This window comes from Streptomyces sp. NPDC046335, assembly GCF_055587985.1.
Genome location: NZ_JBVJFF010000014.1, coordinates 138844 through 163775 on the forward strand (window position 1 = coordinate 138844; position 24932 = coordinate 163775).

Below are 24932 nucleotides of genomic sequence, written 5' to 3' on the forward strand. Positions count from 1 at the left end.
GCTCCCACAACTTCTCCACCGACCCCAGCATGGGTTTCTCGCCAACGTTGCAACGGCGTGGCGTACTTGACAGGGCTTCATGATCGTCAGGTGCTACGATCTCGGGCACATGCCATGTGGGCTTTCTCCTCGGCATGACTACAGCCAGAGGGCTCCCCGGGTGGTGAAGACTGCCCACGCCAAGAGTCCGCATGGACAGATTCCGAGAGCTGGACTCCAGCCGCTCAAAGAGAGTCACATGACAATTTTGCAGGATCCGACAGTCTGGGCGCTTGCTGCCGGCGTCCCTGTCGCCACCACAGTTGTCGTTCGCCAGCGAAAAACGATCAAATCGTTGCGCCGCCAGAAGCAGGGCGTCGACAGCGAACTGACCGAACTTCACGGCAGCCGCGCTGACCTCCAGTCCACCATCGAAGAGCTCCGCAGGGGCTACGACGAGGTGGTCCGACAGGCCAAGGAAGAGGCGGAGAACGCCACCAATACCGTACTGAAGTCTGCGATGCAGACCCTTCAGGGCCTCGCGGCGGAGCAGCAGCGGGCCATCTCCGGGCTGCAGAAGAAGTACGGCGATTCGGCCGTGTTGCGGGACCTGTTGGACATCGACCACATGAACTCGCAGTTCAACCGGCGTGCGCAGTCCATTGCTGTGCTGTGCGGCGGGTGGCTTGGCCGGCAGCGGGATGCGGCATCGATCTATGACGTGATCCGCGGAGCCCAGGGCCGTATCCGGCACTACCAGCGCATCGACATCGCCTCGCGGGTGGACATCGCGGTGACCAGCCGCGCCGTCGAGCCGGTCGCACTGACGGTGGCAGAACTTCTCGACAACGCCACCAGTTATTCAGCACCGTCCTCCATGGTGGACGTCGAGGTGCGGACGGTACCCAAGGGCATTTGCATCGTGATCGACGATGCGGGTGTCGGGATGAGCGAGGAGGAGAAGACGGCCGCCACAGCTCTTCTGTCCAGTGAGTCTGCGGTGAGCGTCTCCGAACTCGGCAACCCTCCCGCGTTCGGTTTCGCGGTGATCGGTGCGCTGTGCGCGCGGTTCGGTTTCACCGTCACCATCGACAGCACTTCTCCCTACGGCGGCGTCCGAGCGGTGGTGATGGTGCCGAAGGAGCTGCTGACGGACATGCCGGAACCAGCGAAGCCCACCGCGGCGCAAGGAGCCCACTTCGGCTCAGGGAGCAGCGGTTCGGCTCCCGAGACGACGGAGGGCGGGCTGCCCCGGCGACAGAACAAGCGCCGCGCCATGGCACTCGTGCCGGACAACCAGCCCGACGAAGCGACTGCGCCACCGGCCCGGTCAGCGGAGGCACGGGTGGCCGCCATGGGCGCATTTCAGCGCGGCACTCTCAGCGGCCGAAGTGCGGGGGTACCGGCCGTCGAACGCGACACTCCTGCCGATTCACACGAAGGATTCGATGCCCCGTGAGCGACGATCTGTCCTGGATGCTTGAGGACGCGCTGGCGATTCCCCACGCTCTCCACGCGGTCCTGATCTCTGCCGACGGCCTGCAGATGTCCCGCACAGCGGAGATCGGCCGGGACGACGCCGACAAGGTGGCCGCAGCCGTGAGCGGACTCCAGTCGCTCAGCCGGTCCGTCGGATTCTTCTGTGGTGACGACGGCACGGCCTGGCGCCAGACGCTCATCGAGTTCGACGGTGGCTGGGTGTTCCTGAATGCCGCAGGAGGTGGCTCCTACCTCGCCGTGGCAGCGTCCGCCGAGGTCGACATGGGAGACATCACGTATCGAATGCAGCAGCTGGTCAGCCGACTGGGCAAGGCCATGTCGACCGGCCGCCGCATCGACACGGTCACCTCATGACGGATGCTGACCGTACCGAGCTCGAAGTCGTGTCCGAGGCCGGAGAATTAGTCCGTCCCTACGTCATCACCCGTGGGCGTGACCTGCCCGACGAGGGCGCGTTCGCCCTCATCACCCTCGTCACGACGGCCACCGATGAGCAGCAGCGCCCCCAGCGGCTCTCGCCGGAGGAGCAGCAGATCCTGGAGATGTGCTCCACCGGCTACCTCTCGGTCGCCGAGATCGCCGCACACGCTCAGCTGCCTCTGGGTGTCGTCAAGGTGCTGCTCAGTTCCCTCGCCGAAGGGGGCTACCTGGTCACCCGTGCGCCAGTTCCCTCGGCTCGTCTCGCCAATAAGACCTTGCTTCAGGAGGTGCTCGATGGCCTCAAGGCTCTCTCTGTCTGAGGACGCCTATGTGCGCAGTGGTGCACAGCAGACCGCGGTGAAAATCCTCGTCGTCGGGCACTTCGCCGTCGGCAAGACCACTCTGATCGGCTCGCTCTCCGAGATCGCACCGCTGTCCACCGAGGAGCAGATGACGAGCCTCTCGGAGCACGTCGACGACCTCAAGGGGGTTCAGGGGAAGACCACGACCACCGTCGCCCTGGACTTCGGTCGTCTGACCCTCAGCGAGCGCATCGTGCTGTACCTGTTCGGGTCGCCGGGCCAGCAGCGGTTCGTCAACCTGTGGGACGACATGGCCCGCGGAGCGCTGGGCGCCCTGATCCTGGTGGACCCCGAGCGACTGGCCGACAGTTTCGAGGTCATGGATCTGGTCGAGAGCTACGGCCTCGACTTCGCCGTGGCCATCAACCAGTTCGACGGCGGCGCGGTACACACCCCGGAAGAAGTCCGGGAGGCGCTCGACCTGCTGCCCGACACCCCGGTCGTCACCATCGACGCGCGCGACAAAGCGTCGTCCGTCAACGCCCTGATCACCATGGTCCGCTATCTGCAGAAGCGCGCCGCCCTGGAGCACGCATGACAACCCCTCCCGTACCTCCGCCCGGCTGCCCCGCACACGGCAGCGGGCAGCGCATACCCCTCGACACCCCGGAGTTCGCCGCCAACCCGCACGCGTACTACCGCTACATGCGCCAACTCGGCCCCACCGCACCGGTCACCATCGCGCCCGGCGTGGAGGCGACCCTGGTGACCGACTACAGCGCGGCCCTTGAGCTGTTGCAGGACCCGACCACCTTCCGCAAGGACTCACGCCGCTGGCGTGCGCTGAACGAGGGCCTCATCCGCCCCGACAGCCCGGTCGTGCCGTTGCTGGCCTACCGGCCGAACTGCATGTTCACCGACGGCGCCGAGCACGTGCGGCTGCGGCAGGCCATCACCGAGAGCTTGGCCCGCGTCAGCAACAGCCGGCTGAGCCGCATCGTCAACCAGGCCGCCCAGTTCCTCATCAACCAGTTCAGCGCCCGCGGCAGTGCCGACCTTCTCAGGGACTACGCGCAACAGCTCCCCCTGTACGTCTTCAACGAACTCTTCGGCTGCCCGGCGGAGATCGGCGACCGGGTCCTGTTCGGCATCTCCGGCATGTTCGACGGCGTCAATGCCGAGCAGGCCAGCCAGGTCCTGCTCCAGGCGGTCAGCGAGCTGGTGGCACTCAAGCGCGCCCAGCCCGGGGAGGACATCACGTCCTATCTGATGCAGCACCCGGCACAGCTGACCGACGAGGAACTGGCGCACACGCTGGTGCTGCTCCTCGGCGCGGGCGGCGAGCCGGAAGGCAACCTCATCGGCAACGCCTTCTACACGATGCTGACCGTTGAGGAGTACGCGCGCAACGGGCAGTTCGACAAGGCCCTCGATGACACCCTGTGGCGCAACGCGCCCATGTCCAACTACGCGCCGCACTACCCGGTCGCCGACACAGACGTGGCCGGCGACAAGGTCCGCGCCGGTGAGCTGCTCCTGGTGTCCTTCGGTGCCGCCAACACGGCGCTCGCGGACCAGGGGGCCGACACGCGCGGTCACCTCGCATGGAGCGCAGGACCGCACGCCTGCCCGTCCAAGGAACCGGCCAGGCTCATCGCCCTGACCGGCCTGGAGGCCCTGTTCAACGCACTGCCGGACGTTGAACTCGCGGTCCCCGCGGACAGCCTCGCCTGGCGGCCCGGCCCCTTCAACCGGGCCCTGGCCAGCCTGCCCGTCCGCTTCGGCGCGGTCACCCCGCGCCCCGCGGCCGAGCCCGAGCCGACGGCCGCGCGCCATCACAACCAGGCGCACCCTCCCGTCGCACCCACGCCCGCGGCACCCCAGGCCACCGGCAAGCCAGGTCGCTGGAGCAGCTTCGTGAGGTGGCTGACGGGCGAGTGACCGCCGCACCCCCTGTGACGCAGGCGACACAGGCAGTTGTTGTAGCCTGCATGAAAGATCACTTACAGGGGTAGGACAGCGCGGAGTGTCTGGAGTGACACGAGATGAAGGAGAGGCAGTGCACCTCGCAACCTCCGCGCCCCGTTCAACAGGCAACCGGCCGGGCCAGCGGCGCACCACAGTCAGCAGAAAAAACCCGTGCGGGTGCGGCGATCCCGACAAGGCGCAGGGCCGAATACCCGCCGCTCACGGCGGATCGGCCCTCGCCTCCTCCCTCGTCGGCGGAGCACGTCCCCGTACCTCCGTACCGTGCGAACGCCTCTTGCGCCACGACGTGCGAGGTACGCGATGACCTCCCTGCCGCAGGCCGGCATACCGGCAGCTGAACCCGGTACGACGACGCTCGGCGATCACGTGCTCGGACAACTGCTGCGCCTCGGCGCCACGGTGGGTCTGAGCGAGGCGGACACCGCGCTGTACGGGCAGGTCCTGCTCGACTCCCTCGCAGGCTCCGCCCGGCGGCCGTTGTCCCTGCCCCCGGCGTCGCCCAGCTTCCTCTCCGACGACCACACCCCCGTCGAGTTCTCCCTCGCCTGTACGTCGGACGGTGCCCCGGCACTGCGGGTTCTCGTGGAGCCCGGTTGGGCCCACGAGGACATGGGCGACAGCGGCCGCGCCGGGCTTGAGGCCATCCGCGCGATGGCCGCCCGGTGGAACTTCTCCACCGAACAACTCGATGCCATGGAGGACCTGTTCCTCCCCGCCGCAGCCGAAGGACCACTTTCGCTGTGGTACGCGCTCGACCTGCGCGCGGGAGGGGTTCCCGGCGTCAAGGTCTATCTGAACCCGTCCGCCGCCGGACCCGAGCACGCCGCACGCACCGTGCAGGAGGCCCTGCGCCGACTCGGCTACGACAAGGCTTTCGCGCACCTTCCCTCCGGGGCGGGCTATCCGTTCCTCGCACTGGACCTGGGCGCCTGGAAGTCACCTCGCGTCAAGGTCTATGTGAAGCACCCGCGTATGTCGGCCGACGACGCCTGCGCGCTCAGCCGTACTTCCGGGGCCACGGCGGCAGACATCCGCTACTTCTTCCACGCGGCTGCCGGATCCCTTCCGCCGTCCGGGCAGGACGGGGACGGTACGCCGCGGCTTCTGCGGCGCTCTGCGCTCACCTGCCACTCCTTCACCGAGGGTGACAGCGACCCGAGCGGCTTCACGCTCCACATCCCCGTCCGTGACTACGCGCGCGACGACGAGGAGGCCCTCGCCCGGGCAACCGCCCTGCTGACCCGGTTCGGTATGGACGCCACGGTCCTGAGCCGGAGCCTGCGCGCTCTCACGCAGCGACAGCTCACCGACGGTGTGGGGCTGATCGCCTACCTCGCTCTCGTGTATGAGCAGAACCGGCAGCCCCGCATCACCGCTTATCTGTCCTCCGAGGCCTACCTGACCAGGCCGCCACAGGAGCAGTACGCGCACGTCGGTCTTCTGCCCGCACAACGAGCCCAGAGCGCCCTGAACTCCGGGCGCGAGGCCGCCGGTCATGCCGGCCCGCACACCGCATAGCCAGCCCACACACCGTACAAAAGGAAGTCACGTGGAGCCGTACCGCATCAAAGTTGTAGAGCCTCTCGCGTTCACCACCCGGGCGGAGCGCGAGGCCGCGCTGAAGCGGGTCGCCTACAACCCGTTCGATCTGCGTGCCGACGAGGTCACCATCGACCTGCTGAGCGACTCGGGGACCGGTGCCATCTCCGCGGACCAGCTCGCCGCGGGCATGCACGGCGACGAGTCCTACGCCGGCAGCCGCAGCTACTACCGCTGGCACGAGGTCGTCTCCGAACTCACCGGCTACCCCCACATCCTGCCGACACACCAGGGCCGCGCCGCCGAGCGCATCCTGTTCTCCGCGCTGCTCAAGCCCGGCACGAGCGTGCTGTCCAACACCCACTTCGACACCACCCGTGCCAACGTCGAACTGACCGGCTGCCAGGCCTACGACCTGCCCTGCGCAGAGGCGAAGGACCTCGACAGCGACTATCCGTTCAAGGGCAACATCGACCTGATCGCCCTTGAGCAGGCGTTGGAGAACGCACATCAGGCGCCCGTGGCGGCCGTGCTGATGACCGTCACCAACAATGGTGGCGGTGGCCAGCCGGTCAGCATGGAGAACCTGAACCGGACCGCCGAACTGTGCCGTCGCCACGACGTGCCCATGATCCTGGATGCCGCGCGTTTCGCGGAGAACGCCTGGCTGGTGACCCAGCGCGAGCCCGGCTACGCCGACCGCACCCCCCGCCAGGTCTCCGAGGAAGCCTTCCGCCTCGCGGACGGCTGCGTCATGAGCGCCAAGAAGGACGGCATCGTCCACATCGGCGGCTTCATCGGTCTCAAGGACCCTGAGCTCGCCGAGAAGTGCGCGGGCCTGCTCATCGCCACCGAGGGATTCACCACCTACGGCGGCCTGGCCGGCCGTGACCTCGAGATGATGGCCCGCGGACTTCTTGAAGTCACCGAACCGGCCTACCTCGCCGAACGCGCCGACATAGCCGCCTATCTCGCCGCACGCATCCGCGAGGCCGGAGTCGACATCGTGGAGCCGGCGGGTCTGCACGCCCTCTACGTCAACGCCGGGCGACTGCTGCCCCACATCCCCCCGCATCAGTACCCGGGCACCGCCCTGGTCTGTGAGCTCTACCTCCGCGGAGGCATCCGCTCGGCGGAGCTGGGCAGCCTGTACCTCGGGGAAGAGGACGAACAGGGCAACTCCATCAAGACCGCACCTTATGAACTCGTGCGGCTGGCGCTTCCCCGACGGGTCTACACCCGAAGCCACTACGACCATGTCGCGGCCACCCTGGCGGACATAGCCAAGAACCCCGAAACGGTGCGCGGCTACCGCATCGTGGGCCAGTCGCCGATCCTTCGCCATTTCAGCATCAAGCTGGAGCCTGTGCAGTCCGGCGACTGATCTCTGCTCGACGAGTCGTATAACAGCGGGACCATCGGCGCCGGTTCTCTTCCCCAAGAGACCGGCGCCGTCCTCACCACGGAATGGCCGACCTGTATGTGAGCGCCGCCGGCTCTCTCGCGGCGCCCATGGACAGCTTCTTGCGATAGCTCCCCTATTCGACCCGGATCACGTACTTGCCCCGCACCCCGCCCTCCTCCAGCGCCCGGTGTGCCGTCGCTGTCTCTTCCAGCGGGAAGACCGTGTCCACCGCCGGTCGCAGCTTCCCCTCCGTCACGTGGCGGGCGAGGTCGTCGAAGAGCGCACGTCCGGGGTTGCCGCTGAAGAAGCGCACCCGGCCGCGTCCGTGGACGGCGCTGGCCGCGATGTAGCCCAGCGAGGCGACGGGCCGCGTCAGGTCGAAGGCGATGGTGACCATACGTCCGCCGGGCTTCAGCATCCGCCGTACGGTACGCAGGTTGGTGCCTGCCGTGTCGAGGACCACGTCGAACAGTCCCAGTTCGGCCGGGGATACGGTGCGGTGGTCGACGGCGTGGTGGGCACCAAGCGTACGGACGAAGTCGAGGTTGGCAGCGCGGGCCAGGGCCGTGACCTCCGCGCCGTACGCCTGTCCAAGCTGGACGGCGGCGTTGCCGACGCCGCCCGCCGCGCCCCGTACGAGCAGCCGTTCGCCGGGGCGCAGTGCGGCTTTGTCGCGGAGGGCGGTGACGGCCGTGGTGGCCACCGGCAGCGCGGCGGCGGCCACGAGGTCCAGTCCGTCCGGGACCCGGCCGAGCCGCTCGGGCCGTACCGTCACGTACTCGGCGGCGCTGCCGAATCCGGAGCCGCGGCCCAGGACGCCCCACACCTGGTCGCCGACGGCTACGCCGGTCGCGCCGGGGCCGAGTGCGGCGATTTCGCCGGTGAAGTCCAGCCCGATGCGCTGCGGGAACTTCCGCCCGGTGATGAGGCGGGCGCGGCCGGAACGGGCCGCCAGTTCGCCGCCGTTCACGCTGAACGCGCGCACGCGCACGAGGACCTCGCCGGGTGCCGGTCCGGGACGTGGTACCCGGCCCACATACAGCACCTCGGGGCCGCCGAAGCGGTCGAACAGTACGGCTCTCATCGTGCGGTCGTCCATCGTTGCGTTCTCGCCTTCGCCATCAGTGGCCGTGCGGGGGATCGTGGCGCCGAGCGTAGGCTGGGAAGCGGACGAGACCGTCCGTTTGGCCGGAGGTGAGAGACAGCGGTGGGGGAATCCTCTCGGATCGCGGGGCAGGACAGTCTGCGGGCGGACGCCCGGCGCAACCGGCGGCGCATCCTCTCGGCTGCCCGTGTGGTCTTCGCCGAGCACGGCATCGACGCGCCCATGGCGACCGTGGCCCGACGGGCGGGGGTCGGCGTGGCGACGCTGTACCGGCGTTTCCCGACGCGGGACGCCCTGGTGCGGGCCGCGTTCGCGCAGCAGATGGACACCTGTGCTCGGGCGCTCAGCGAGGCGCTGGCCGACCCTGATCCGTGGCAAGGCTTCCAGCGGCTGGTCGAGACGGTCTGCGAACTGCAACGGGAGGAACGGGGCTTCCCGGCCGCGTTCGTCGCGGCCTTTCCGGACAGCACGCGAGAACACGCGCGGCTACGGGAACAGGCCGAGCGGGACTTCATGACCCTGGTCCGCAGGGCTCAGGCGGCGGGCGCGCTGCGGGCCGACTTCCACCCCTCCGACCTTGCCGTAGCCCTGTTGTCCCACTGCGGTCTGGTCACCGCACTGCCGGGTGACCGTGCGGCGTCCCGGCGCCTGGTGGCGTACCTGCTCCAGTCGTTCCGCGCCGAGGCGGCCCACGGAGCGCTGCCTGCGCCGAGCGCACTGTCACTGCGCAGCCTCCCGCTCGCGGCCGACGGCTCCCAGGGCCAGCGGCCCCCCAGAGCCTGATACGAAGCGGCGCCCGCGACGTGTCCCGCCCTCCGGCCGACCGCGCCGCCACTGCCGCAACAGGCTCAAGGCGCGGTCCCGCGCCTGATGGGCGGTCGTTGGCTGAACGCGGGTGGGCCAGGCACCGTAGTACGGGGTACCACCGGTGGCACTTTCGGCAATCCAACTGTCGTGGCGCAATTCGTCGGCCCGCCCGCACCAGGGAACGGGCGGCCAATGGATGATGCCGGGGTAGAGCGACACGTAGGTCGTCTTCAAGGAGCGTTTCCTGGCGCAGCCCGTCGAGGTCATGCTCCTGCGGCCCGGCGCACACACCCACGACGGCGGTGTCCAGACGGCTGGAACGTAGTTCGCCGAGGGGCTGACCGACTGGTAGACCGCGCACGCCACACGGGCCTGCCGCCGGGCGCCCTCGCGGGTGTGGGCCTGCTGGACGCCGCCGGTGATGTCGCGGCCGGCGGAGGGGAAGGTGGCCTGCCCGGACGGCGTGTGCAGCAGTTGGGCGTGCGCGTGCATGGGGATGATGCTCGGCGCCAATGGCCGGGCTGGCCGCGATGGCGGTCATGGCGGCTTGCCCTACGGGCGTCCAGGTCTGCGCTTCGGCCGTATCGCCCGTCAGGTCACCGGCGCGCCGGTAGGATCAGCGCTCTCATGGGAAGTGCGATGCGAACAGCAAGGCAAGACGGTGAGGGCCAGAAGTACGCGCTGACCTCAGACGAGGACGACGCCGACTTCTGGGGGTTCGCTCGCGAGGCCGAGGGGTTGTTCACGCCGCTGCCGGACGACGAAGAGGGAGCACGCCGAGTGCATCTCACGGGTTGTCTCCCGCAGGGTGGCCTACTGAGGAGCGCCAACCATGCCGGCAGTCGTCGCGCCCTGGCGGGGAACGCCTGGTTCGACCTCCTCGACGGCGACGGTGCCACCATGGGGTCCTACTTCGTCAACGAGGTCACCGCCATCGACGTCAACCCCTCCACCTGCGGAGCCGGCCTGTGTGGGACCTGATCCGCACGGAGGACCTGAACCGCACCGGCATGTGGCACGGACTCACCCCCGAGGACAGACGAGCATGGCTGTCGGTGGCGCTGTGGTCCCGGGAGTACCAACGCCAGGGCAAGCCCGACGCTCCCGCAGGCCAGGTATTCGCCTTGGACGGGCGGCACATCGTTGACAGGGACAGCTTCTACTGCGCGATCGGTGAAGCCATCAACGGCCCCGGCGGCTACTTCGGCTGGAACCTTGACGCTCTGGACGACTGCCTGAGAGGCGGCTGGGGTGCCACCGCTCCGTTCACCTTGCACTGGGATTCCTCGGCCCAGGCCAGGGCACGGCTGCTGGAGCTTGTGCCCACCGGAGAGCGCGAGTACGGGCCTGGGTGGGTCACCGGAAGGTCGTCAACGGGGCGCTGTTCAGGGCCCGGTCCGGGGTCAGCATGTGGCGAGAGCGGCCCCACAAGGCTCCGGCCGGCTACCGACGATCGCGTACACCATCGAACCGGCGCGTGATCCTCAGCCGAGCAGGAAAGTGCGTGCCTGCTGGGCGACCGGTTCCGGCGACATCCAGAACGCGGAATGATCGTGGTCCGGCAGAGTCAGCACGGTGACGTTCGGCAGGGTCGCTGCCAGCGCGTTGGCGCCCTCGCGTATGAATGCCTCACCGTTGCCTCCGACGGCCACCGCGATCGGAGCGTCGATCGACCAGCGGTCGGCCGGCAGCGGCTTGCCGTCCTGGAGACCGCGGAGGATCCGGCCGTCATAGGCGTAGGTGTGGGCGTATTTGACCATGGTGTCCCAGGAAGGGTCCTGCTTCATCGCTGGGATGTACTCGGCCGGGACACCGATCATCTCGGTCATGAAGTACTCGACGGCCTCGCTGCGCTCGCCCGCCGCGACCAATGCATCCTGGTGTTCGACGTAGTCGGCGGGCGCCGGAGACCGGGAGTCATCGACGATGAAGGGCGGCTCGTAGAGATAGAGCCCTGTCACTTTGCCGCTCAGCGCACTGGCCGCGTCCAAGGCGAGCCCGCAGCCACCAGATCCGCTGGTCAGAGCCGCAGAGCCGCCTGCGGCATCGATCAGTGCGGCGATGTCGTCGATCTCGCGCGCCGGGTCGTAGGGCTGTGGGTCACCGCTGGCACCGCGGCCGCGGCGGTCGAAGCTGATCACGGTGAAGTGTTCGGACAACGCCTTGGCCACGCCTGCGACGCCGGTGTGGTCCTCGGCGACATTGCTGATCACGATGATCGCGGGGCCCGAACCGGTCTTCTCGTAGGCGATCGTGGTGCCGTCGGCGGAGGTGACGGCAGAAAGGTTGGACATGATCGTTTCTCCTTCAGTCAAGGCTGCATCGGTTAATGCCGCATCGGTTGATGTCGCGTCGGTGTGATTGCCGGGCACGGCGTCCAGCAGGCCACCGAGCCGGTCGAGAGCCTCGGCGTACCCCTCGGCCATCTGAAGCTCGACCGCCCGCCGCAGCGCTTGGCCGTCGGGAAAGCTCGCCGCGACTTCGACGGTGCAACCGGTGCCGTCTGAGGCGAAGGTGACCGCGGTGGGGAAAGTGCCTGTGCCGTCGGATTGCCACGCGTCGTCGGCGAAGGCGTCGTCGTAGTCCAACTCGGCTCGGGCGACGACCACCTTGTAGGTGGCGATGCTGCGGACGGGGGCGGCTGATCCGTCCACCGGCGCGATCTGGAACCGCCAGCGTCCGCCCGGCCGCACGTCCATCTCGTACACGGTCGCGGCCCAGCCCTGCGGACCCCACCAGCGACTGATCGCCTCGGCATCGGTCCAAGCCCACCACGCGCGGTCGACGCTGACGGCGTAGGTGCGGCTGATGCGGATGGTGTTGCCCGACCGGTCGATCAGGATGCCGTCGGCGGTGTCTGTGGGCATGCTCAAGCTCCTCACTGGTTCGTCTCGTCAGGTGCAGAGCCGTCGTCTTCGAGGAAGGAGCCGAGGCGATCCATCCGCTCCGACCACAAGACGGCGAATCCCTGCACCCAGTCGCTCAGCTCGCGCATCGCTTCGGGCCGCAGCCGGTAGATCCGCTGCTGAGCCCGTTTGGTCACCTCGACCACGCCCGCCTCGGCGAGCAACCGTAGATGCCGGGACACCTGCGGCTGGCCCAGGCCCAGCGCGTCGACGATTCCACCTACCGACTGCGGGCCGTCCCTGAGCAATTCGACGACCCGGAAGCGGTTCGGCTCCGAGACCGCCGTCAATCGCTGTTGCACTCTGTTGACCACGACACGAACATACACGATGACGTATATACACTCAAGCGCATGTAGCGCTGTCGTGATCGGTCGCGATCGGTCGCAATTCGTCACCCGTCGAGGAATAGGCCGCGGCTGGGCAGGGCAGGCCGCATAACCCGCGCTACATCATCTGGCGGAACGCGCAGGGCGCTAGCTCTGACCGCTGTGCCGCAGCCGGTAGCGGCCCGGAGAGATGCCGTGTTCTCGCTTGAAGGCGGTAGCGAAGGCGAAGGCGGAGCTATAGCCGACGCGTTGGGCGATCGGGGCCAGTGCGGTGTCGGAGCTACGCAGGAGCCGGGCCGCCACGGTGAGCCGCCACCAGGTGACGTAGGCCAGAGGGGGTTCGCCGACCAGCGCGGTGAACCGGCGGGAGAACGTCGCTCGCGACAGATTCGCCTTCTTGCCCAGGGCCTCGACGGTCCAGGGCTTTGCCGGGTCGTCGTGGATGGCGTGCAGTGCGTTGCTGATCGCCGGGTCGGCCAGGACGGCCGGCCAACCGGTGGTTCCGCGTGCCGACTCGTCCTCGAACCAGGCGCGCAGAACGTAGAGCAGCAGAAGATCGAGCAGGTTGGGCAGGGCGGCGTCCGTGCCCGGCCGGGGGTTCTGTACCTCGACGGCGAGCAGGGAGACAGCGGCATTCAGGTCCTGGTGCCGTCCGATCCGGGAGGGGCAATGGATGGTCTCCGGCAGGGTGCCGAGCAAGGGGTGCGGCCGGGAGCGGTCCAACTGGTAGCCGCCGCACAGCAGGGCCGTCACCCCCTGCTCACCGGCGCGGCCGGGGTCGGTCAGGGTGTGCCGGGTTCCGTGCGGAGTGAGCACGACGTCCCCCGTGCTGAGGTTCACCGCAGGCCCGTCATCGGGCACGAGCAGGCAGGCCCCTTGCAGGACCACGTGGAAGCCAGCTCCGGCGAAGGGCTCGAAATGCGTGCGCCACACGCCCGCTCTGTCCTCGCGGTTGGCGAACGGGCTGCCGGTCCGCATGGCGGCGACGACATCGCTGAGAATATCCATGCCCGTAACGATAGGCAGTGAGACGAACGCGTATTAGACAAGCACGAACTCTTATAGCTCGTCTCTCCGCGTGTCCATACGCTCGTCAACATGGAATCGATAGAGATCGGCGACATCGAGGTCACGCGCATCGTGGAGTGGCAGGGGCCCGTCGCTCCGGTCGGGGTGGTCTTCCCGGACCTCACCCCCGAGAAATGGCACGAGCACAGGTCATGGGCCGCCCCCCACTTCTGGGACACCGAGACCGACAACTACCTGGCCGCTGCGCAGACTTGGGTGGTGCGCAGCGAGGGGCGGACCATTCTGGTCGACACTGGGCTCGGCAACCACAAGGAACGCTCGTACATGCCGGCGTGGAGCCATCTGGAGACCGACTTCATCGACCGCCTGGCGGCAGTGGGTGTGCGGCCCGAGGACGTGGATGTCGTGGTGAACACGCATGTGCACGCCGACCATGTCGGCTGGAACACCACCCTGCGCGACCGTGAGTGGGTGCCGACCTTCCCCAACGCCACCTATCTGATTCACCGGGATGACTTCGCGTACTGGAATCCCAGGAATGGCGTACCCAAGCGGGGAGGCATTGGCGGGGTCAACGCCGGCGTCGCCAACGGGCCGATGTTCGAGGACAGCATCGATCCCGTTCACCGCGCCGGCCAGACCTTGTTGTGGGAGACCTCCCATCGCATCGACGGCAGTCTCCGGCTGGAACCCGCTCCTGGGCACACTCCGGGCTCAGCGGTGCTTCATCTGCGGTCCGGTACGGAACACGCCTTGTTTGTCGGCGACTTGCTCCACACTCCCCTGCAGATACTCCAGCCGCACGTCGATACATGCCTGAGCGAGGATCAGCGGGCAGCGTCGAAGTCCCGTCGTCGTGTCCTTGAGTACGCCGCGGACACCAACGCCTTGCTCATCCCCGCGCACTTCACCGGCCCCGGAGCGGCTGAGGTCCGCCGTGACGGCTCATCCTTCGCCATCAAGAAGTGGGCACCGTTCAGCGCTTCTTCGAATTGATCGTCCAGGGGTACGCCTCGGCACGCCGGGCACGCCGGGCACGTCGGCGTGCTCGGTCTGCGGTCCGTCGGACGCACCATCCGCAGTGGTGTGGCGATCTTCGAAACCACCTGGCCGCCTCACCTGCCCGCGGTGGTGCGACGGGTGAGCAGCGCGCCCAGCGCGATCATTCCGATGCCGAGGACGAAGTGCAGCCAGTCGTCAGCGTTGTTGAGCGGAACGAAGTTGGCGCTGCTGTGGTGGTCGACGATCAGGCCGTAGAGCCACAGCACCAGGTAGATGGCGCCTCCGGCCAGCAGGAACGTCCGGGCTCCGGAGGCGGTCCGGGCCATGGCCAGGCCCGCGACGCCGAAGGCCAAGTGCACCAGGTTGTGCAGGATGGAGGTCTGGAAAATGCCCAGCAGTTCGGCGCCGGAATTGTGGGACGCGAACTTCATGGTGTCGTAGTCCGTGGTGATCCCCGGAATGAAGCCCAGTACCCCAACCAGCAGGAATACGGATCCGACGAGCAGGGCCGCCTGCTGGACCGGGCTACGGGCACCCCGTGTGGTGTGTGTACGTGCAGTCATGACGGTGGCCTTCCTCCTCAGGAGGCGCCTCGGTGAGCGCCGGTGTGCGGTGAGCCCCCTCCATCGCTCGGGTCTTTGTGTGGTCTCAGGTATTCGGCTTCAACGGCACGACAACGTCTCATCGCCGTTTGCGCCGGACCGCTGCGACGGCCGCGACGGCCGCGACGGCCGCGGCAAAGGAGAGGAGCACACCGGTCAGCAAGCGCGTTGCCAGGCGGTCGCCGAGGGACGGCGGGGTGTGGATGTGTGGGGGCGCTCTTGCGTACGGATTCCCAGACGGTGCCGAGCCGACGCAGTTGGGCGGCGTCCATGGCGTCCTGCAGTCCTGCAGCCGGGGCAGGAGTTCGTCTTCCTCGTCCCTGATGCCCTGCTGTATCAGCGCGAAGCCTATGGCCGGAGGCGTACGTGCCGCTGACGGAGTGCGGCTCCCGGTGAGGCGTTAGCAGCACACGGCCCCTCGGCCTCTTCCAACATCACACCACTGATCGGGCCTGACAGCGACCGGTGCACGGAACGCCACGTTTCCCGCCCGGGCTCAGAACCTGATGCTCAACAGTGACAGCACTGGGAAGGGCTTTGTCGGCACGTCGCACGCCGCCTGGCGCATCGCATTATTCGGGAAATTGATAGCGCGCGGTGCAGGAAGTTCGCGTCGGTGAGCAGGGCCAGCGGCCCGTACCGCAGCAGCAGGGTGGCGTTGCCGACGAACTGAACCTGCACCGGCGTATGCCCTGACGACACCATGGCGATCCTCTCGTGCGGCGTCCTCCGGCAGTGGGGTAACCCGTTTCCCAGAGGCTCCACACCCCGGGCGGGCACGCCGCGGAGGTCATCGCCACAGAGGACGGCCCGATTCATCGTGGCTCGCGGTGGCGATCAGCATCGCCAGCGAGAAGCCCTGGCGGGGCAGGACCTGGTCCCAGCCCGACACCCACCAGTCGTTGTGCACCGCCATGTCCCGGCGCGGCCCGGGCACAGACAGATCCTCAGTCATCCACAGCAGCTCTTCCTCGAAGGACGGCCAAACGCTCGCAGCGTACGCAGTGCGGTGGGGTGCACACGAAGCGTTCTCACGCCGGTGATGGATAACTGGATCTCGCTCAGGGGCCGTTGGGCCACTGGGCCACTTGCTGCTCCTCGCCCACCATTGGCCCTTGGCCGCCGAGTAGTGGGAACTGCACGACGGCCGACGCCGGATCGGATCGTGGCCACGGCCACGGCCACGGACCATCGACGCGTACTTCGCCGTCGGACAGCCGCTGCTGATGCCGCTGCCAGAGGAGCTGTTCGAAACCGGGCAGGTGCTTAGTTTACGACCAGAACGTGGAAGTCGCCCGGCACGAATGGCTGATCGCTACCGTCTCGTCAGCATCCGAGACGACGACGCCTGTCGCGGTGGCGCCGCCAGAACCGGGGTTCCGGACCCAACTTATGGATGCTGTTGGTGATCCGGTGGAGCGTGTATCGAATGTCGGCGGCTGCCCCGGTCACGCCGCAATCGCGTCCTCACCAGCCAGGAACGGATTCAACAGCCTGAGCAGGGCGTCCGGTCGGTGCAGTGGAATGATGTGGCCACAGTCTTCGATGACGTGTCCGGTGAGGTCGTCGGTGACGGGGCGGAGTTGGCGTTCCAGTGCGGCGCCGACAGGTTGGGCGCCCAGCGCCAGTGTCGGCACCGTCAGGCGGGCGGTGGTGACCGCCTGCGAGATCTGCAGTGCGCTTTCCGGCAGGGCCCGGTAGTACGAGAACGCGCGGCTCAACGCGTGGCTGCCCGTGTACGCGTGGACGAAGGCGTCCCGGATGGCAGGGGGCACTCCGTCGCCGAGCGTGCCGGCGTGCAGGAACCAGTCGATGTAATCGGCCTCGTGGCCTTCCAGTACGGTCTCGGCGAGGCCGGGCGCGGCGGTATGGAAGCCGAACCACCACGGCGGCCCGCCGGCAAGGAAGTCCTCGGCGCCGGGCAGCCCGCCCAGCACGGACTCCATGACGACCAGGCGTCGGACGAGACCGGGGTGGCGTAGGGCGAGGAGGAAGGCCGGCGGGGTACCCGCGTCGATGCCCACTACCGCGGCAGAAGACACGCCGAGCTCGGTGAGAAGCGCCGCGGCGTCCTCGGCCAGGGTGCCGGCGTCATACCCGGAGGCGGCCGGGCCACTCGCGCCGAATCCGCGCAGGTCCGGCGCGATGACGCGGTAGCGGTCGGACAGGTCGGCCATGACGTCCGTCCATAGCTCCCAGGTGTGCGGAAAGCCATGCAGCAGCAGGACGGCCGGGCCGGATCCGGCTAGGGCAACGTTGAGTTCGACACCGTTGACGGGGACGCGGCGCAGTTCGGGCATGGAGGGGCTCCAGGGAGGCGGTGAGGAATGGTGACAGGGTCACGCTAGGGAACTACCCTGGTCCTTCCAAGACGGCACTTTCCCATCAGGTGGTGAGCCCGAAGTGACCACGCCCACGCCCGGCGAACTCGGTCAGCGGCCCGGTGAGCGCGGCGATCTGCTGGATCCGCGCTGCCCGACCCGCCAGTTGCTCGACCGTATCGGGACCAAGTGGACGTCGATGGTGGTCAAGGTGTTGGCCGAGACGGATCCCGGCGAGCTCCGGTTCGCGGAACTCCGGCGTCGCATCCCGGGCATCTCGCAGAAGATGCTGTCTGTCACGCTGCAGAGTCTGGCCCGTGATGGCCTGGTCGCGCGCCGTGTGGAACCCACGGTGCCGCCCGCCGTCCACTATCGGCTCACCGAGCTCGGCCTGTCCCTCGAAAGCCCGCTCTCCGCTCTGCGGGTCTGGGCCGAGACACACATGCCGGAAATCGACCGCAGTAACCGGCTCGCCGAAGCCCGAGAGACCGCACAGACCTGACAGAAAGAGCGATGGTCACAGCCACTCGGCGACCGCGCGGTGCCTCTTGGGGCGGTTGATCCCGCACTCGATCGCGCGGCGGTCGGCCGCCACGTGAGCCGGGCCTCCGACGGTTGCGCGCCTGATCGGTCTTGTCCGGCCGTTCTACTGGAGCTGCCGGGACAAGCCAACGGCGGCTTCGGCTAGACGCACGCGCAGACCGCTCCGCTCTCGCTACAGATGGCCGTGGCCGTGGTGGTGCTGAGACTCGTGCCGCTGCTAGGCAGTTTCGTTTGGATCATCGGGCGGACCAGAGGAAGATGCCCGCGATGTGGAGTCCGGCCAGGTAGATGGTGGCGGTCTTCTTGTAGCGGGTGACGATGCCGCGCCACTGCTTCAGACGGTTGATGCACCGCTGGTGCACCCCGGCCGGCTTGCCACTTCGCCCACCACTCGTCGACCGCCTTCAGCGACACCCCAAAAACCGTTGCCACGTCCTCACGGTCCCACCCCGTCACCAGCGCGGCCACCGCCCGCAGCCGCAGGGCCCACTGCGCCGACGGCGACAGATGCTGCGCGTCCCCCACCAGATCGCTCACACACCACCAACGCCCCAGAACCGAAACCGTTTCGGATCAATAGAGCTTCCGAAGGGTCCGAAGGGCCCGGCCCGTCACGGCTGCCGGCATGCCCGGCCAGGCAACGGATTCGGATTCTGGCGTGACTGCTGCTGGACCAGCGCTTCCACCTCGCGATTCAGACTACTTCGCCTAAAAAGGTCACGGAACGAAGGAGGCTCATGCAGGATCGCGGTAGAAGCCTTTGACTCATTGGGGGAAACCAGTGGTCACCCGACCGTACAGACGAGATCGATTACGCACTGCACGGCAACGGACAGCTCCGGGCCGTATCCGACCCCGACTGCGCGAGGAGCCTCCCAAACCAACGTCCGACGCCGAACCCTCACCAGCGCGGTGGGTTGGCTGGACGCACGTCATCTCGCTCACAGGGGCAGCGCTCGCAGCAATTGCTGCCGTCGGAGGGCTATGGGCCCAGGCAGTCGCTACTTACTGGAGCCAGCAGACAGCAAAGGACCAACTGTCCCAGTCCCGCGATGAAGATGTCAGACAGGTTCGGAGCCAAGCAGCGAAGGTGACCTACTGGGGCGGCGGCGGCTCGGCCTTTGAGTGGGGCGGCACGGGAACTCTTACCTCCGCCGGTGACGGGTCGGCGGCTCTCCACGTGCTAAATAGGTCACCCGACCCAGTTCCATATGCGAATATTGCCATTAAAATTACCGACAAAAATAGTCAGAATGATATTCAGAGTGAGATATGGGTTATCTCCTTGAGGAGCATCCCTCCCTGCACTCACATCGAGTACCAAGACTCCGACCTGACGCTTGGGTTCATTCAGGCCGAGGGCGAGGAGCCGTCAACGCTTGCCAATCTAGAAGGCATCTGGGGACCCACTTCCATGCATTTTACCGACACCAAGGGAGTGGAATGGTTGCGTACGGAATCTTCCCTGAAGAAAGGGGAGGCGCCAAAATTTTTCCACGAGGCCAGCGCGTCGAGAATGGGAGTTGTCGGCGTCGACGCGAAAGTCAGCAAAGCCGAGTCCTGTAGGGACGCTTAGGGAGCCATCTCCTTTTGGGCGAATCGGCATTCTGTGCATCATGGTGGGGATCGTTGAGCGGCTGGTGCCGGGCGAGTTGGGGAGTTGTTCCAGCGGGTGGTGCCGGAGGCGCCCTCGCGACCGCAGGGCGGTCGTCGGCGTCGGTAGGGGGATCGGAAAATGCTGGCCGCTATCGTCTTCGTAGCCACGTCGGATTGCGCCTGGCAGCAACTGCCTTCGGCGTCGTTCGGTCCCTCCGGAGCGACCGCCCACCGGCGGTTCTCGGAGTGGTCGAAGGCCAGGTGTGGGCCTAGGCCGTTTCGTTTGGGTCATCGGACGGACCAGAGGAAGATGCCCGCGATGTGGAGCCCGCCTGGTAGATGGTGGCGGTCTTCTTGAAGCGGGTGGCGATGCCTCGCCACTGTTTCAGGCGGTTGATGCACCGTTCGACGGTGTTGCGCTGCTTGTAGGTCTCGCGGTCGAAGGCTGGTGGCCTGCCGCCCCGGCTGCCCCGACAGAGCCGGTGGCCGCGCTGGTCTGCGGGGACGGGGATCACGGCCCGGATGCCGCGCTTGCGCAGGTGCTCGCGGATCGCGCGGGCGGAGTACGCCTTGTCGGCCAGGACCACATCCGGCCTGGTGCGAGGTCGTCCTCGCCGACGGGGAACCCCCAGGCGGGCCATGGCCTCGGTGAAGGCAGGTGCGTCACCGGCTTGTCCAGCGGTGAGGACGAACGCGAGGGGCCGGCAGCGGGCATCGGCGACGAGGTGGGCCTTGGTGGTCAGTCCACCGCGGGAACGGCCGATGGCGTGGTCGCCGGATTCGCCGGCCGGGGCCCCCTTTTTACGGTCCGGCGCCATCAAGCGCTGAACTACCTTGATTTCCCGCAACGTTGATGAAAGGACGCCTGATGCCCGACCAGCCCGTCCAGCCCTACCAAACCAACCAGACCAACCAGACCGTCCAACCCATCCAGCCCGTCATCCCCGGCTTCCATCCCGATCCCAGCATCTGCCGGGTCGCCGACGACTACTACCTCGCCTGCTCCAGCTTCGAGTACTTCCCGGGCATCCCCCTCTTCCACAGCCGCGACTTGCTGCACTGGACCCAGGTCGGCAACGTCCTGGACAGGCCGGAGCAGTTGCGGCTGCCCGTCGGCATGCCGTCGTCCGGCGGGATCTACGCGCCGACGCTGCGCCACCACGACGGCCGCTTCTGGCTCATCGTCACCAACTGCGCGGAGGGCGGCGGCAATCTGCTGGTCACCGCCACCGACCCGGCGGGCCCCTGGTCGAGCCCGGTCCGGCTGCCCGGCGTCAACGGCATCGACCCGGACCTGGCCTGGGACGAGGACGGCACCTGCTGGTGTACGTACGCCGGTGTGAGCCAGGTCGCCATCGACCCGTACACAGGGCGCACGCTGGGCGAGGAGCGCCGTCTGTGGTCCGGGGCGCCTGGCGCCAAGGCTCCCGAGGCACCGCACCTGCACCGGATCGGTGAGTACTGGTACCTCCTCATCGCGGAGGGCGGCACCGAGCGCGGGCACGGCGTCTCGATCGCACGCGGACCCAGCCCGGCGGGACCCTTCGAGCCGTGCCCGCACAACCCGGTCCTCACCCACCGCGGCACGGACCACCCCGTGCAGAACACCGGCCACGGCGACCTGGTGCAGGCCCCGGACGGCTCGTGGTGGCTGGTGTTCCTCGGTGTGCGGCCGCGCGGCGGCACCCCCGGCTGGCACGTGATGGGCCGCGAGACGTTCCTCGCCCCGGTCACCTGGACCGAGGACGGCTGGCCGGTCGTCGGCGACCTCGTCGCGCCCGGCACCCTTGCGGTGGACGAGCCCTTCCGGGACGACTTCGATCTCCCCGAATTCCACCCGTCCTGGATCTCCGTACGCGACCGGTCCCCCGAGCACTGCACCACCAAGGAGCGCCCCGGCCGGCTGACCCTGCGGGCCCGCGGCGCGTCCCTCGACGAGCCGGACGCCGTCTTCATCGGCCGCCGGCAGCAGCACCTCGCCTGCCGGGCTGGCGCGTTGATCGATGCGACGCAGGGCGTCGGCGGTCTCGCCGTCCGCCTCGACGAGCGGCACCACTACGGCATCGAGACGGACGGCACCCAGGTGCGGGTCATCTCACGGGTCGGTTCGGTGCGGGCCGTCGTGGCCACGCTGCCGGTACCCGCGGGCTCGGTCGTCCTGTCCATACGGATCACGCAGCCGCCCCAGCCGCACGACTCACGCACCGGACCCGACGTCGTCACCCTGGGCGTGGAGCAGTCCGACGGCGCGTTCACCGTACTCGCCACGCTCGACGGCCGCTATCTGTCGACCGAGGTGGCCGGCGGGTTCACGGGCCGCGTCATCGGCCTGTACGCCGCCCAAGGCACCGTCCACGCGGACTGGTTCACGTACGAGCCGACGACCTGAGCGCACCGCCCCCATGGATTCCGCCCGTACGCACGTCGTCCTGCGGGCGGAGCACCTCCCACCCCCTCCCGAATCCGAAGGGACACAACGCGGCTGGTGGAGGCGGCGGGCGGGCGCTACGACGAGTTGACTCGAATCGCCACGCGGCTCGTGGTCCGTGACAGCACGGCTCCGCCGCCGGAGGGCTGAGGCGACCGCTGGTTCACCGAGTGGGCGGCAACCGTGTCGGCCGCTGCCCCCAGCGCCGCCGTGGACAGTGCGCCGGCGGTGACAGGCCGGGTCGGCGGCCAACGCGTCTACTACTTCGACGGCGCCCACCGGCCGGTACGCCGGCTCGTGTATTACTTCGGCGAGCGCGACCGCCCCGGCCGTCTCAGACGACCTCGTATGTGTCCACCACCTTCCACAACTTCGGCCCCAGCCCCCGAGATGAACCTCTTCCGGCAGCTCACGGACATCGCGACCGTCTACCACAAGGACGGCGGGCCCCCGTCCTCCGTCGTCTCGGGCGAAGCGCCAGCTGTCGACGGAAGGTCGAGAGAAAGGACCGACCCGACCGCTCCCGACCTTCGGCGGAGCAGCCCCGGATGCGGCACCCGTTCACGTTGCAGCCGCGGAAAGATCAGCTCGGTGAGAGGAACACGACGATGTCTGTCTCGTTGCCCGGTATGGGTTCGGGCTCCTGCCAGCCGATGCGGCGGTAGAACGCGAGCGTTTCATGCGCCTCGTTCCAGGCCAGCAGCCATGCCCGACCGCTGGGTGCGGTGGCGGTGAGGGCAGACAGCAGCCGGCGCCCCAGACCCGTCCCGCGGGCGTGTGACCGTACTCCCAACTCGTCGATCTCCAAGCCGCCGACCAGGAGTTCGTTCACCCGGTCGGCGCCGAGCCGCCTGGTCACCTTCCCGTAGGCACGGTCGGTACGGAATGGATCCTGCGTGGCCCACCCCGTGACGAACCCTTCCACTGTGCCGTCGTCCGACATGGCCAGGAAGGCGCGGAATCCGGGGCGGTACGCATCCGTCTCCAGCCGTTCCCTGAACGCAGCCTGGGTCGCCTCGGCGTCCCGATGCTCCCAGGGCGGGGCGGTGAAGATCTCGACGTAGGCGTCGACGATCTCATCAGCGACAGCAAGGATGTCCGACCCGTAGTACCGCATGGCGGGCCAGCCTACCGCCCGCCCATTGCCCAGGGGTGTCAGGTCCAGGACGAGCTCGTCAGCCCGTGGCTACTGTGGCTACATCGAACTGTCTGCCAGAACACGGTCGAGTGCCGCCCGGCCTACGGGTCCCCAGTGCGGCTTGCCACCGGGAAGGCCCCGGTCGCCGTTCTGCCCCATGAGCATCAAGAAGAGGCTCTTCAAAGCGGCCAGCCCGCGGGCGCGCCGGATCGTCGCCTCGTCTGCATGCCCGTACCTGTCGAAGAACCGTGCGGCCGTGCCCGCGGGCAGCAGCACCCAAGCGGCGGCAAGGTCCCACGCTGGATCGCCGGCGAACAGGTCACCGAAGTCGACGATGCCGGAGAGCGTTCCATCCGAGACGACGACGTTCGCGGGGTGGAGGTCGCCGTGCACCCACACCGGCGGGCCCTCCCATCCAGGCGCCGCAACGGCGTCGTCCCAGACAGCCCGGACGGTCCGGACGGTCCGGACGGTCCGGGCGGTCCGGGCGGTCCGGGCGTCGGCTGCGATGTCGTCGGGGGCAATGGCCTGGAAGAAGTCCTCGAAGCCGTCCGTGCAGTTCCTGGGATGGGCACCGCGGTCCGTGGCGATCGGCGCCTCGGCGGGCGCCTCCACATGGAGGGCCCGGAGGAAGCCTGCCAGAGTGTCGGCCGCGTGCGTGCCGCGACTGATCGAGCCGTGGTCCAGCGGCTCACCGGGAACCCACGTCATCACGGTCCAGTGCTTGGGGAAGCGCTCGGACGGTTCGCCGAACCGCACAGGGTTCGGGACCGGGAGCGGCAGGCGCGGGGCCAGCACGGGTAGCCACCGCCGCTCCTTGAACTGGAGCTCCGGGGTGGGGTCCATGCGCTGCATGCGCACGGCCAAGTCGTCGCCCAGGCGCCACATCTGGTTGCCCCAGCCGCCCGGCACCTCGCGGATGGCCAGCCCCGCAAGGTCTGGATGCTGCTCGTGCAGCAGGTCACGGACCAGGTCTGCGGTGATCTTGATGTCGGTCATACGAGGTCACAGTACCGATGGCCGACCTCGGCATGTCGGCCTTTACGCGGGTGAAGTGAGGGGTCGCCTTGTTCCCTTTCCGTCACACCTTGCCGATTCCCAGCGTGTTCATCATCGGCAGCATGCCCGACCCGAGGACCGCGACCCAGTAGTCCCCCAGTAGGTCGCCGAGCCGGGCCATGTCGGATGCACCCAGTGCCTGCCAGGGCGGTGCCGCCAACTCGTCCGTGTGACGCTCGACCTCGGCGCGCAGCTCACGCCCCATGCCGGTCGCCGTGCCGTCCGGCTCCAACAGGCCTCGCTCCACCAGCCGTTCGCGCGCCGCGACCCACTCCTCCTTGCTCCAGCCCCGGCTCCCGAAGACCTCCTCGGGCGCCGCCCCGACTGCCGCGAACGACACCAGTGACTCCACCGGGTCGAGCCCCGCGATCAGCAGCGCCGCGAGATGGCCGTCCCCACGGTGCTCGCGCAGGATCGTCGCGGCCTGCCAGAGCACCAGGTGCTGGGCGTCCGGCCAGGGCTGCGCGGCGTTGGCGGCGGCGAGTGGCCGGCCCGCGTGCACGGCAGCCTCGGCGGCACGGCGGGCCAGAGCGGCGGCCTCGGCCAGCTCGGGGCTGTCGATACGGTCACCGAAGAGCGCGCGGTACGCGCGGTCGACGGCACGATGGCGAGCAGCGAGGACGGCCTCGGGTTCCGCGGCCTTCCATACGGAGGGAATGTGCTCCCTGACCGTCTCCGGACTGAAGCTGTAGAACGCGGACGTCACCTGCTCACTCCCGACCGCCCCGAGCGGCGCGGCCCGCCAGGCGAAGTAACTCGGCCAGCGGCCGGGCTTGATGCCGAGCCGGTCCGACTCCTCGAAGGCCTCCGGGGCGAAATAGACCACCGCGTGGAGTGGCTCCAGCAGATGCCACAGCTGACGTACTCGGCTGAGCTCGATCTGATCCTTCTGGTCCCTCTGGTCCCTCTGGTCCCTCTGGTCTCTCTGATCCC

General features: G+C 68.2%; 26 protein-coding genes and 2 pseudogenes. 15 read left to right on the plus strand and 13 right to left on the minus strand.

Annotation, left to right across the window (positions count from 1 at the left end):
- Positions 1 to 238 precede the first annotated feature (238 nt).
- From ACZ6JY_RS31650 to ACZ6JY_RS31680, 7 genes are all read left to right on the plus strand, one after another.
- On the plus strand, positions 239 to 1438 hold the full coding sequence (locus tag ACZ6JY_RS31650; RefSeq protein WP_469201356.1) for an ATP-binding protein: 1200 nt from the start codon (positions 239 to 241) through the stop codon (positions 1436 to 1438).
- Complete coding sequence (locus tag ACZ6JY_RS31655; protein WP_469201358.1) at positions 1435 to 1833, plus strand: roadblock/LC7 domain-containing protein; 399 nt, start codon at positions 1435 to 1437, stop codon at positions 1831 to 1833. The genes ACZ6JY_RS31650 and ACZ6JY_RS31655 overlap by 4 nt, the downstream gene beginning before the upstream one ends.
- Positions 1830 to 2219, plus strand: a complete 390-nt coding sequence (locus tag ACZ6JY_RS31660; protein WP_469201360.1) for a DUF742 domain-containing protein — start codon at positions 1830 to 1832, stop codon at positions 2217 to 2219. Before ACZ6JY_RS31655 ends, ACZ6JY_RS31660 begins: the two co-directional genes overlap by 4 nt.
- Positions 2194 to 2799, plus strand: coding sequence for a GTP-binding protein (locus ACZ6JY_RS31665; protein WP_469201361.1), 606 nt, complete (start codon positions 2194 to 2196; stop codon positions 2797 to 2799). Before ACZ6JY_RS31660 ends, ACZ6JY_RS31665 begins: the two co-directional genes overlap by 26 nt.
- Positions 2796 to 4142, plus strand: a complete 1347-nt coding sequence (locus tag ACZ6JY_RS31670) for a cytochrome P450 (RefSeq protein ID WP_469201363.1) — start codon at positions 2796 to 2798, stop codon at positions 4140 to 4142. Before ACZ6JY_RS31665 ends, ACZ6JY_RS31670 begins: the two co-directional genes overlap by 4 nt.
- Positions 4143 to 4490: 348 nt before the next feature.
- Positions 4491 to 5708: a tryptophan dimethylallyltransferase family protein gene (locus ACZ6JY_RS31675; protein WP_469201365.1), complete on the plus strand. Its 1218-nt coding sequence runs from the start codon at positions 4491 to 4493 to the stop codon at positions 5706 to 5708.
- Between the two features lie 31 nt (positions 5709 to 5739).
- The gene (locus ACZ6JY_RS31680) at positions 5740 to 7113 is read left to right on the plus strand and encodes a tryptophanase (protein ID WP_469201367.1); all 1374 of its coding nucleotides are present in this window, start codon (positions 5740 to 5742) and stop codon (positions 7111 to 7113) included.
- A 154-nt stretch (positions 7114 to 7267) separates the two neighbouring features.
- Here ACZ6JY_RS31680 and ACZ6JY_RS31685 read toward each other — a convergent pair whose 3' ends face one another.
- Complete coding sequence (locus ACZ6JY_RS31685) at positions 7268 to 8233, minus strand: NAD(P)-dependent alcohol dehydrogenase (RefSeq protein ID WP_469201369.1); 966 nt, start codon at positions 8231 to 8233, stop codon at positions 7268 to 7270.
- Between the two features lie 108 nt (positions 8234 to 8341).
- Between ACZ6JY_RS31685 and ACZ6JY_RS31690 the strand changes: the two genes are divergently transcribed.
- A complete protein-coding gene (locus tag ACZ6JY_RS31690; protein ID WP_469201370.1) occupies positions 8342 to 9022 on the plus strand; it encodes a TetR/AcrR family transcriptional regulator in 681 nt (226 codons plus the stop codon).
- Here the strand turns inward: ACZ6JY_RS31690 and ACZ6JY_RS31695 are convergent.
- Complete coding sequence (locus ACZ6JY_RS31695) at positions 8960 to 9538, minus strand: hypothetical protein (RefSeq protein ID WP_469201372.1); 579 nt, start codon at positions 9536 to 9538, stop codon at positions 8960 to 8962. The two genes, ACZ6JY_RS31690 and ACZ6JY_RS31695, sit on opposite strands and share 63 nt — an antisense overlap.
- Before the next feature lie 147 nt (positions 9539 to 9685).
- On the opposite strand from ACZ6JY_RS31695, the gene ACZ6JY_RS31700 reads away from it, so the two are divergent.
- Both ACZ6JY_RS31700 and ACZ6JY_RS31705 read left to right on the plus strand, forming a co-directional pair.
- Entirely contained in the window at positions 9686 to 10027 is a 342-nt protein-coding gene (locus ACZ6JY_RS31700; protein ID WP_469201374.1) for a hypothetical protein, read from the plus strand.
- Between the two features lie 29 nt (positions 10028 to 10056).
- The gene (locus ACZ6JY_RS31705; protein ID WP_469201614.1) at positions 10057 to 10527 is read left to right on the plus strand and encodes a barstar family protein; all 471 of its coding nucleotides are present in this window, start codon (positions 10057 to 10059) and stop codon (positions 10525 to 10527) included.
- A 3-nt stretch (positions 10528 to 10530) separates the two neighbouring features.
- Here the strand turns inward: ACZ6JY_RS31705 and ACZ6JY_RS31710 are convergent, their stop codons facing one another.
- The 3 genes from ACZ6JY_RS31710 to ACZ6JY_RS31720 form a co-directional block, all read right to left on the minus strand.
- The gene (locus tag ACZ6JY_RS31710; protein WP_469201376.1) at positions 10531 to 11913 is read right to left on the minus strand and encodes an alpha/beta fold hydrolase; all 1383 of its coding nucleotides are present in this window, start codon (positions 11911 to 11913) and stop codon (positions 10531 to 10533) included.
- A gap of 11 nt (positions 11914 to 11924) precedes the next feature.
- Positions 11925 to 12266 (minus strand): ArsR/SmtB family transcription factor, encoded by a 342-nt coding sequence (locus ACZ6JY_RS31715; RefSeq protein WP_469201378.1) that lies wholly within the window; start codon positions 12264 to 12266, stop codon positions 11925 to 11927.
- Positions 12267 to 12428: 162 nt separating this feature from the next.
- Positions 12429 to 13289: an AraC family transcriptional regulator gene (locus ACZ6JY_RS31720; protein ID WP_469201380.1), complete on the minus strand. Its 861-nt coding sequence runs from the start codon at positions 13287 to 13289 to the stop codon at positions 12429 to 12431.
- Positions 13290 to 13379: 90 nt separating this feature from the next.
- Between ACZ6JY_RS31720 and ACZ6JY_RS31725 the strand changes: the two genes are divergently transcribed.
- On the plus strand, positions 13380 to 14306 hold the full coding sequence (locus tag ACZ6JY_RS31725; RefSeq protein ID WP_469201382.1) for an MBL fold metallo-hydrolase: 927 nt from the start codon (positions 13380 to 13382) through the stop codon (positions 14304 to 14306).
- Between the two features lie 119 nt (positions 14307 to 14425).
- Here the strand turns inward: ACZ6JY_RS31725 and ACZ6JY_RS31730 are convergent, their stop codons facing one another.
- The 3 genes from ACZ6JY_RS31730 to ACZ6JY_RS31740 form a co-directional block, all read right to left on the minus strand.
- Entirely contained in the window at positions 14426 to 14875 is a 450-nt protein-coding gene (locus tag ACZ6JY_RS31730; RefSeq protein WP_469201384.1) for a DUF4383 domain-containing protein, read from the minus strand.
- Between the two features lie 829 nt (positions 14876 to 15704).
- Entirely contained in the window at positions 15705 to 15869 is a 165-nt protein-coding gene (locus tag ACZ6JY_RS31735; protein ID WP_469201386.1) for a hypothetical protein, read from the minus strand.
- A 493-nt stretch (positions 15870 to 16362) separates the two neighbouring features.
- Positions 16363 to 17214, minus strand: a complete 852-nt coding sequence (locus ACZ6JY_RS31740) for an alpha/beta fold hydrolase (protein WP_469201388.1) — start codon at positions 17212 to 17214, stop codon at positions 16363 to 16365.
- 103 nt (positions 17215 to 17317) lie between these two features.
- Here ACZ6JY_RS31740 and ACZ6JY_RS31745 point away from each other — a divergent pair, with 103 nt between their 5' ends.
- Positions 17318 to 17737, plus strand: a complete 420-nt coding sequence (locus tag ACZ6JY_RS31745) for a winged helix-turn-helix transcriptional regulator (protein ID WP_469201390.1) — start codon at positions 17318 to 17320, stop codon at positions 17735 to 17737.
- 277 nt (positions 17738 to 18014) lie between these two features.
- On the opposite strand, the gene ACZ6JY_RS31750 is transcribed toward ACZ6JY_RS31745, so the two are convergent.
- Complete coding sequence (locus ACZ6JY_RS31750) at positions 18015 to 18140, minus strand: hypothetical protein (protein WP_469201392.1); 126 nt, start codon at positions 18138 to 18140, stop codon at positions 18015 to 18017.
- Between the two features lie 728 nt (positions 18141 to 18868).
- Between ACZ6JY_RS31750 and ACZ6JY_RS31755 the strand changes: the two genes are divergently transcribed.
- Both ACZ6JY_RS31755 and ACZ6JY_RS31760 read left to right on the plus strand, forming a co-directional pair.
- Positions 18869 to 19354 carry a hypothetical protein gene (locus tag ACZ6JY_RS31755; protein WP_469201395.1) on the plus strand — a complete coding sequence of 162 codons (486 nt, stop codon included), beginning with the start codon at positions 18869 to 18871 and terminating at the stop codon, positions 19352 to 19354.
- Between the two features lie 40 nt (positions 19355 to 19394).
- Positions 19395 to 19660, plus strand: a pseudogene (locus ACZ6JY_RS31760) (transposase); the annotation flags it as partial.
- Here ACZ6JY_RS31760 and ACZ6JY_RS31765 read toward each other — a convergent pair.
- Positions 19644 to 20138 (minus strand): annotated as a pseudogene (locus tag ACZ6JY_RS31765) (IS5 family transposase); the annotation flags it as partial. The pseudogenes ACZ6JY_RS31760 and ACZ6JY_RS31765 overlap by 17 nt on opposite strands.
- 104 nt (positions 20139 to 20242) lie before the next feature.
- On the opposite strand from ACZ6JY_RS31765, the gene ACZ6JY_RS31770 reads away from it, so the two are divergent.
- Complete coding sequence (locus ACZ6JY_RS31770) at positions 20243 to 21763, plus strand: glycoside hydrolase family 43 protein (RefSeq protein WP_469201397.1); 1521 nt, start codon at positions 20243 to 20245, stop codon at positions 21761 to 21763.
- 622 nt (positions 21764 to 22385) lie between these two features.
- On the opposite strand, the gene ACZ6JY_RS31775 is transcribed toward ACZ6JY_RS31770, so the two are convergent.
- The 3 genes from ACZ6JY_RS31775 to ACZ6JY_RS31785 form a co-directional block, all read right to left on the minus strand.
- Positions 22386 to 22919 carry a GNAT family N-acetyltransferase gene (locus ACZ6JY_RS31775; protein WP_469201399.1) on the minus strand — a complete coding sequence of 178 codons (534 nt, stop codon included), beginning with the start codon at positions 22917 to 22919 and terminating at the stop codon, positions 22386 to 22388.
- 78 nt (positions 22920 to 22997) lie between these two features.
- Positions 22998 to 23939: an aminoglycoside phosphotransferase family protein gene (locus ACZ6JY_RS31780; RefSeq protein ID WP_469201402.1), complete on the minus strand. Its 942-nt coding sequence runs from the start codon at positions 23937 to 23939 to the stop codon at positions 22998 to 23000.
- 82 nt (positions 23940 to 24021) lie between these two features.
- Complete coding sequence (locus ACZ6JY_RS31785; protein WP_469201616.1) at positions 24022 to 24879, minus strand: SCO6745 family protein; 858 nt, start codon at positions 24877 to 24879, stop codon at positions 24022 to 24024.
- Between the last annotated feature and the right edge of the window lie 53 nt (positions 24880 to 24932).

Excerpts from the sequence above, each read along its gene's own strand:
- ACZ6JY_RS31650 (WP_469201356.1), top strand. The coding sequence starts at position 239 with ATGACAATTTTGCAGGATCCGACAGTCTGGGCGCTTGCTGCCGGCGTC.
- ACZ6JY_RS31660 (WP_469201360.1), top strand. The coding sequence starts at position 1,830 with ATGACGGATGCTGACCGTACCGAGCTCGAAGTCGTGTCCGAGGCCGGA.
- ACZ6JY_RS31665 (WP_469201361.1), top strand. The coding sequence starts at position 2,194 with ATGGCCTCAAGGCTCTCTCTGTCTGAGGACGCCTATGTGCGCAGTGGT.
- ACZ6JY_RS31670 (WP_469201363.1), top strand. The coding sequence starts at position 2,796 with ATGACAACCCCTCCCGTACCTCCGCCCGGCTGCCCCGCACACGGCAGC.
- ACZ6JY_RS31675 (WP_469201365.1), top strand. The coding sequence starts at position 4,491 with ATGACCTCCCTGCCGCAGGCCGGCATACCGGCAGCTGAACCCGGTACG.
- ACZ6JY_RS31685 (WP_469201369.1), bottom strand. The coding sequence starts at position 8,233 with ATGGACGACCGCACGATGAGAGCCGTACTGTTCGACCGCTTCGGCGGC.
- ACZ6JY_RS31695 (WP_469201372.1), bottom strand. The coding sequence starts at position 9,538 with ATGCACGCGCACGCCCAACTGCTGCACACGCCGTCCGGGCAGGCCACC.
- ACZ6JY_RS31700 (WP_469201374.1), top strand. The coding sequence starts at position 9,686 with ATGCGAACAGCAAGGCAAGACGGTGAGGGCCAGAAGTACGCGCTGACC.
- ACZ6JY_RS31705 (WP_469201614.1), top strand. The coding sequence starts at position 10,057 with ATGTGGCACGGACTCACCCCCGAGGACAGACGAGCATGGCTGTCGGTG.
- ACZ6JY_RS31710 (WP_469201376.1), bottom strand. The coding sequence starts at position 11,913 with ATGCCCACAGACACCGCCGACGGCATCCTGATCGACCGGTCGGGCAAC.
- ACZ6JY_RS31720 (WP_469201380.1), bottom strand. The coding sequence starts at position 13,289 with ATGGATATTCTCAGCGATGTCGTCGCCGCCATGCGGACCGGCAGCCCG.
- ACZ6JY_RS31725 (WP_469201382.1), top strand. The coding sequence starts at position 13,380 with ATGGAATCGATAGAGATCGGCGACATCGAGGTCACGCGCATCGTGGAG.
- ACZ6JY_RS31730 (WP_469201384.1), bottom strand. The coding sequence starts at position 14,875 with ATGACTGCACGTACACACACCACACGGGGTGCCCGTAGCCCGGTCCAG.
- ACZ6JY_RS31735 (WP_469201386.1), bottom strand. The coding sequence starts at position 15,869 with ATGACTGAGGATCTGTCTGTGCCCGGGCCGCGCCGGGACATGGCGGTG.
- ACZ6JY_RS31740 (WP_469201388.1), bottom strand. The coding sequence starts at position 17,214 with ATGCCCGAACTGCGCCGCGTCCCCGTCAACGGTGTCGAACTCAACGTT.
- ACZ6JY_RS31770 (WP_469201397.1), top strand. The coding sequence starts at position 20,243 with ATGCCCGACCAGCCCGTCCAGCCCTACCAAACCAACCAGACCAACCAG.
- ACZ6JY_RS31775 (WP_469201399.1), bottom strand. The coding sequence starts at position 22,919 with ATGCGGTACTACGGGTCGGACATCCTTGCTGTCGCTGATGAGATCGTC.
- ACZ6JY_RS31780 (WP_469201402.1), bottom strand. The coding sequence starts at position 23,939 with ATGACCGACATCAAGATCACCGCAGACCTGGTCCGTGACCTGCTGCAC.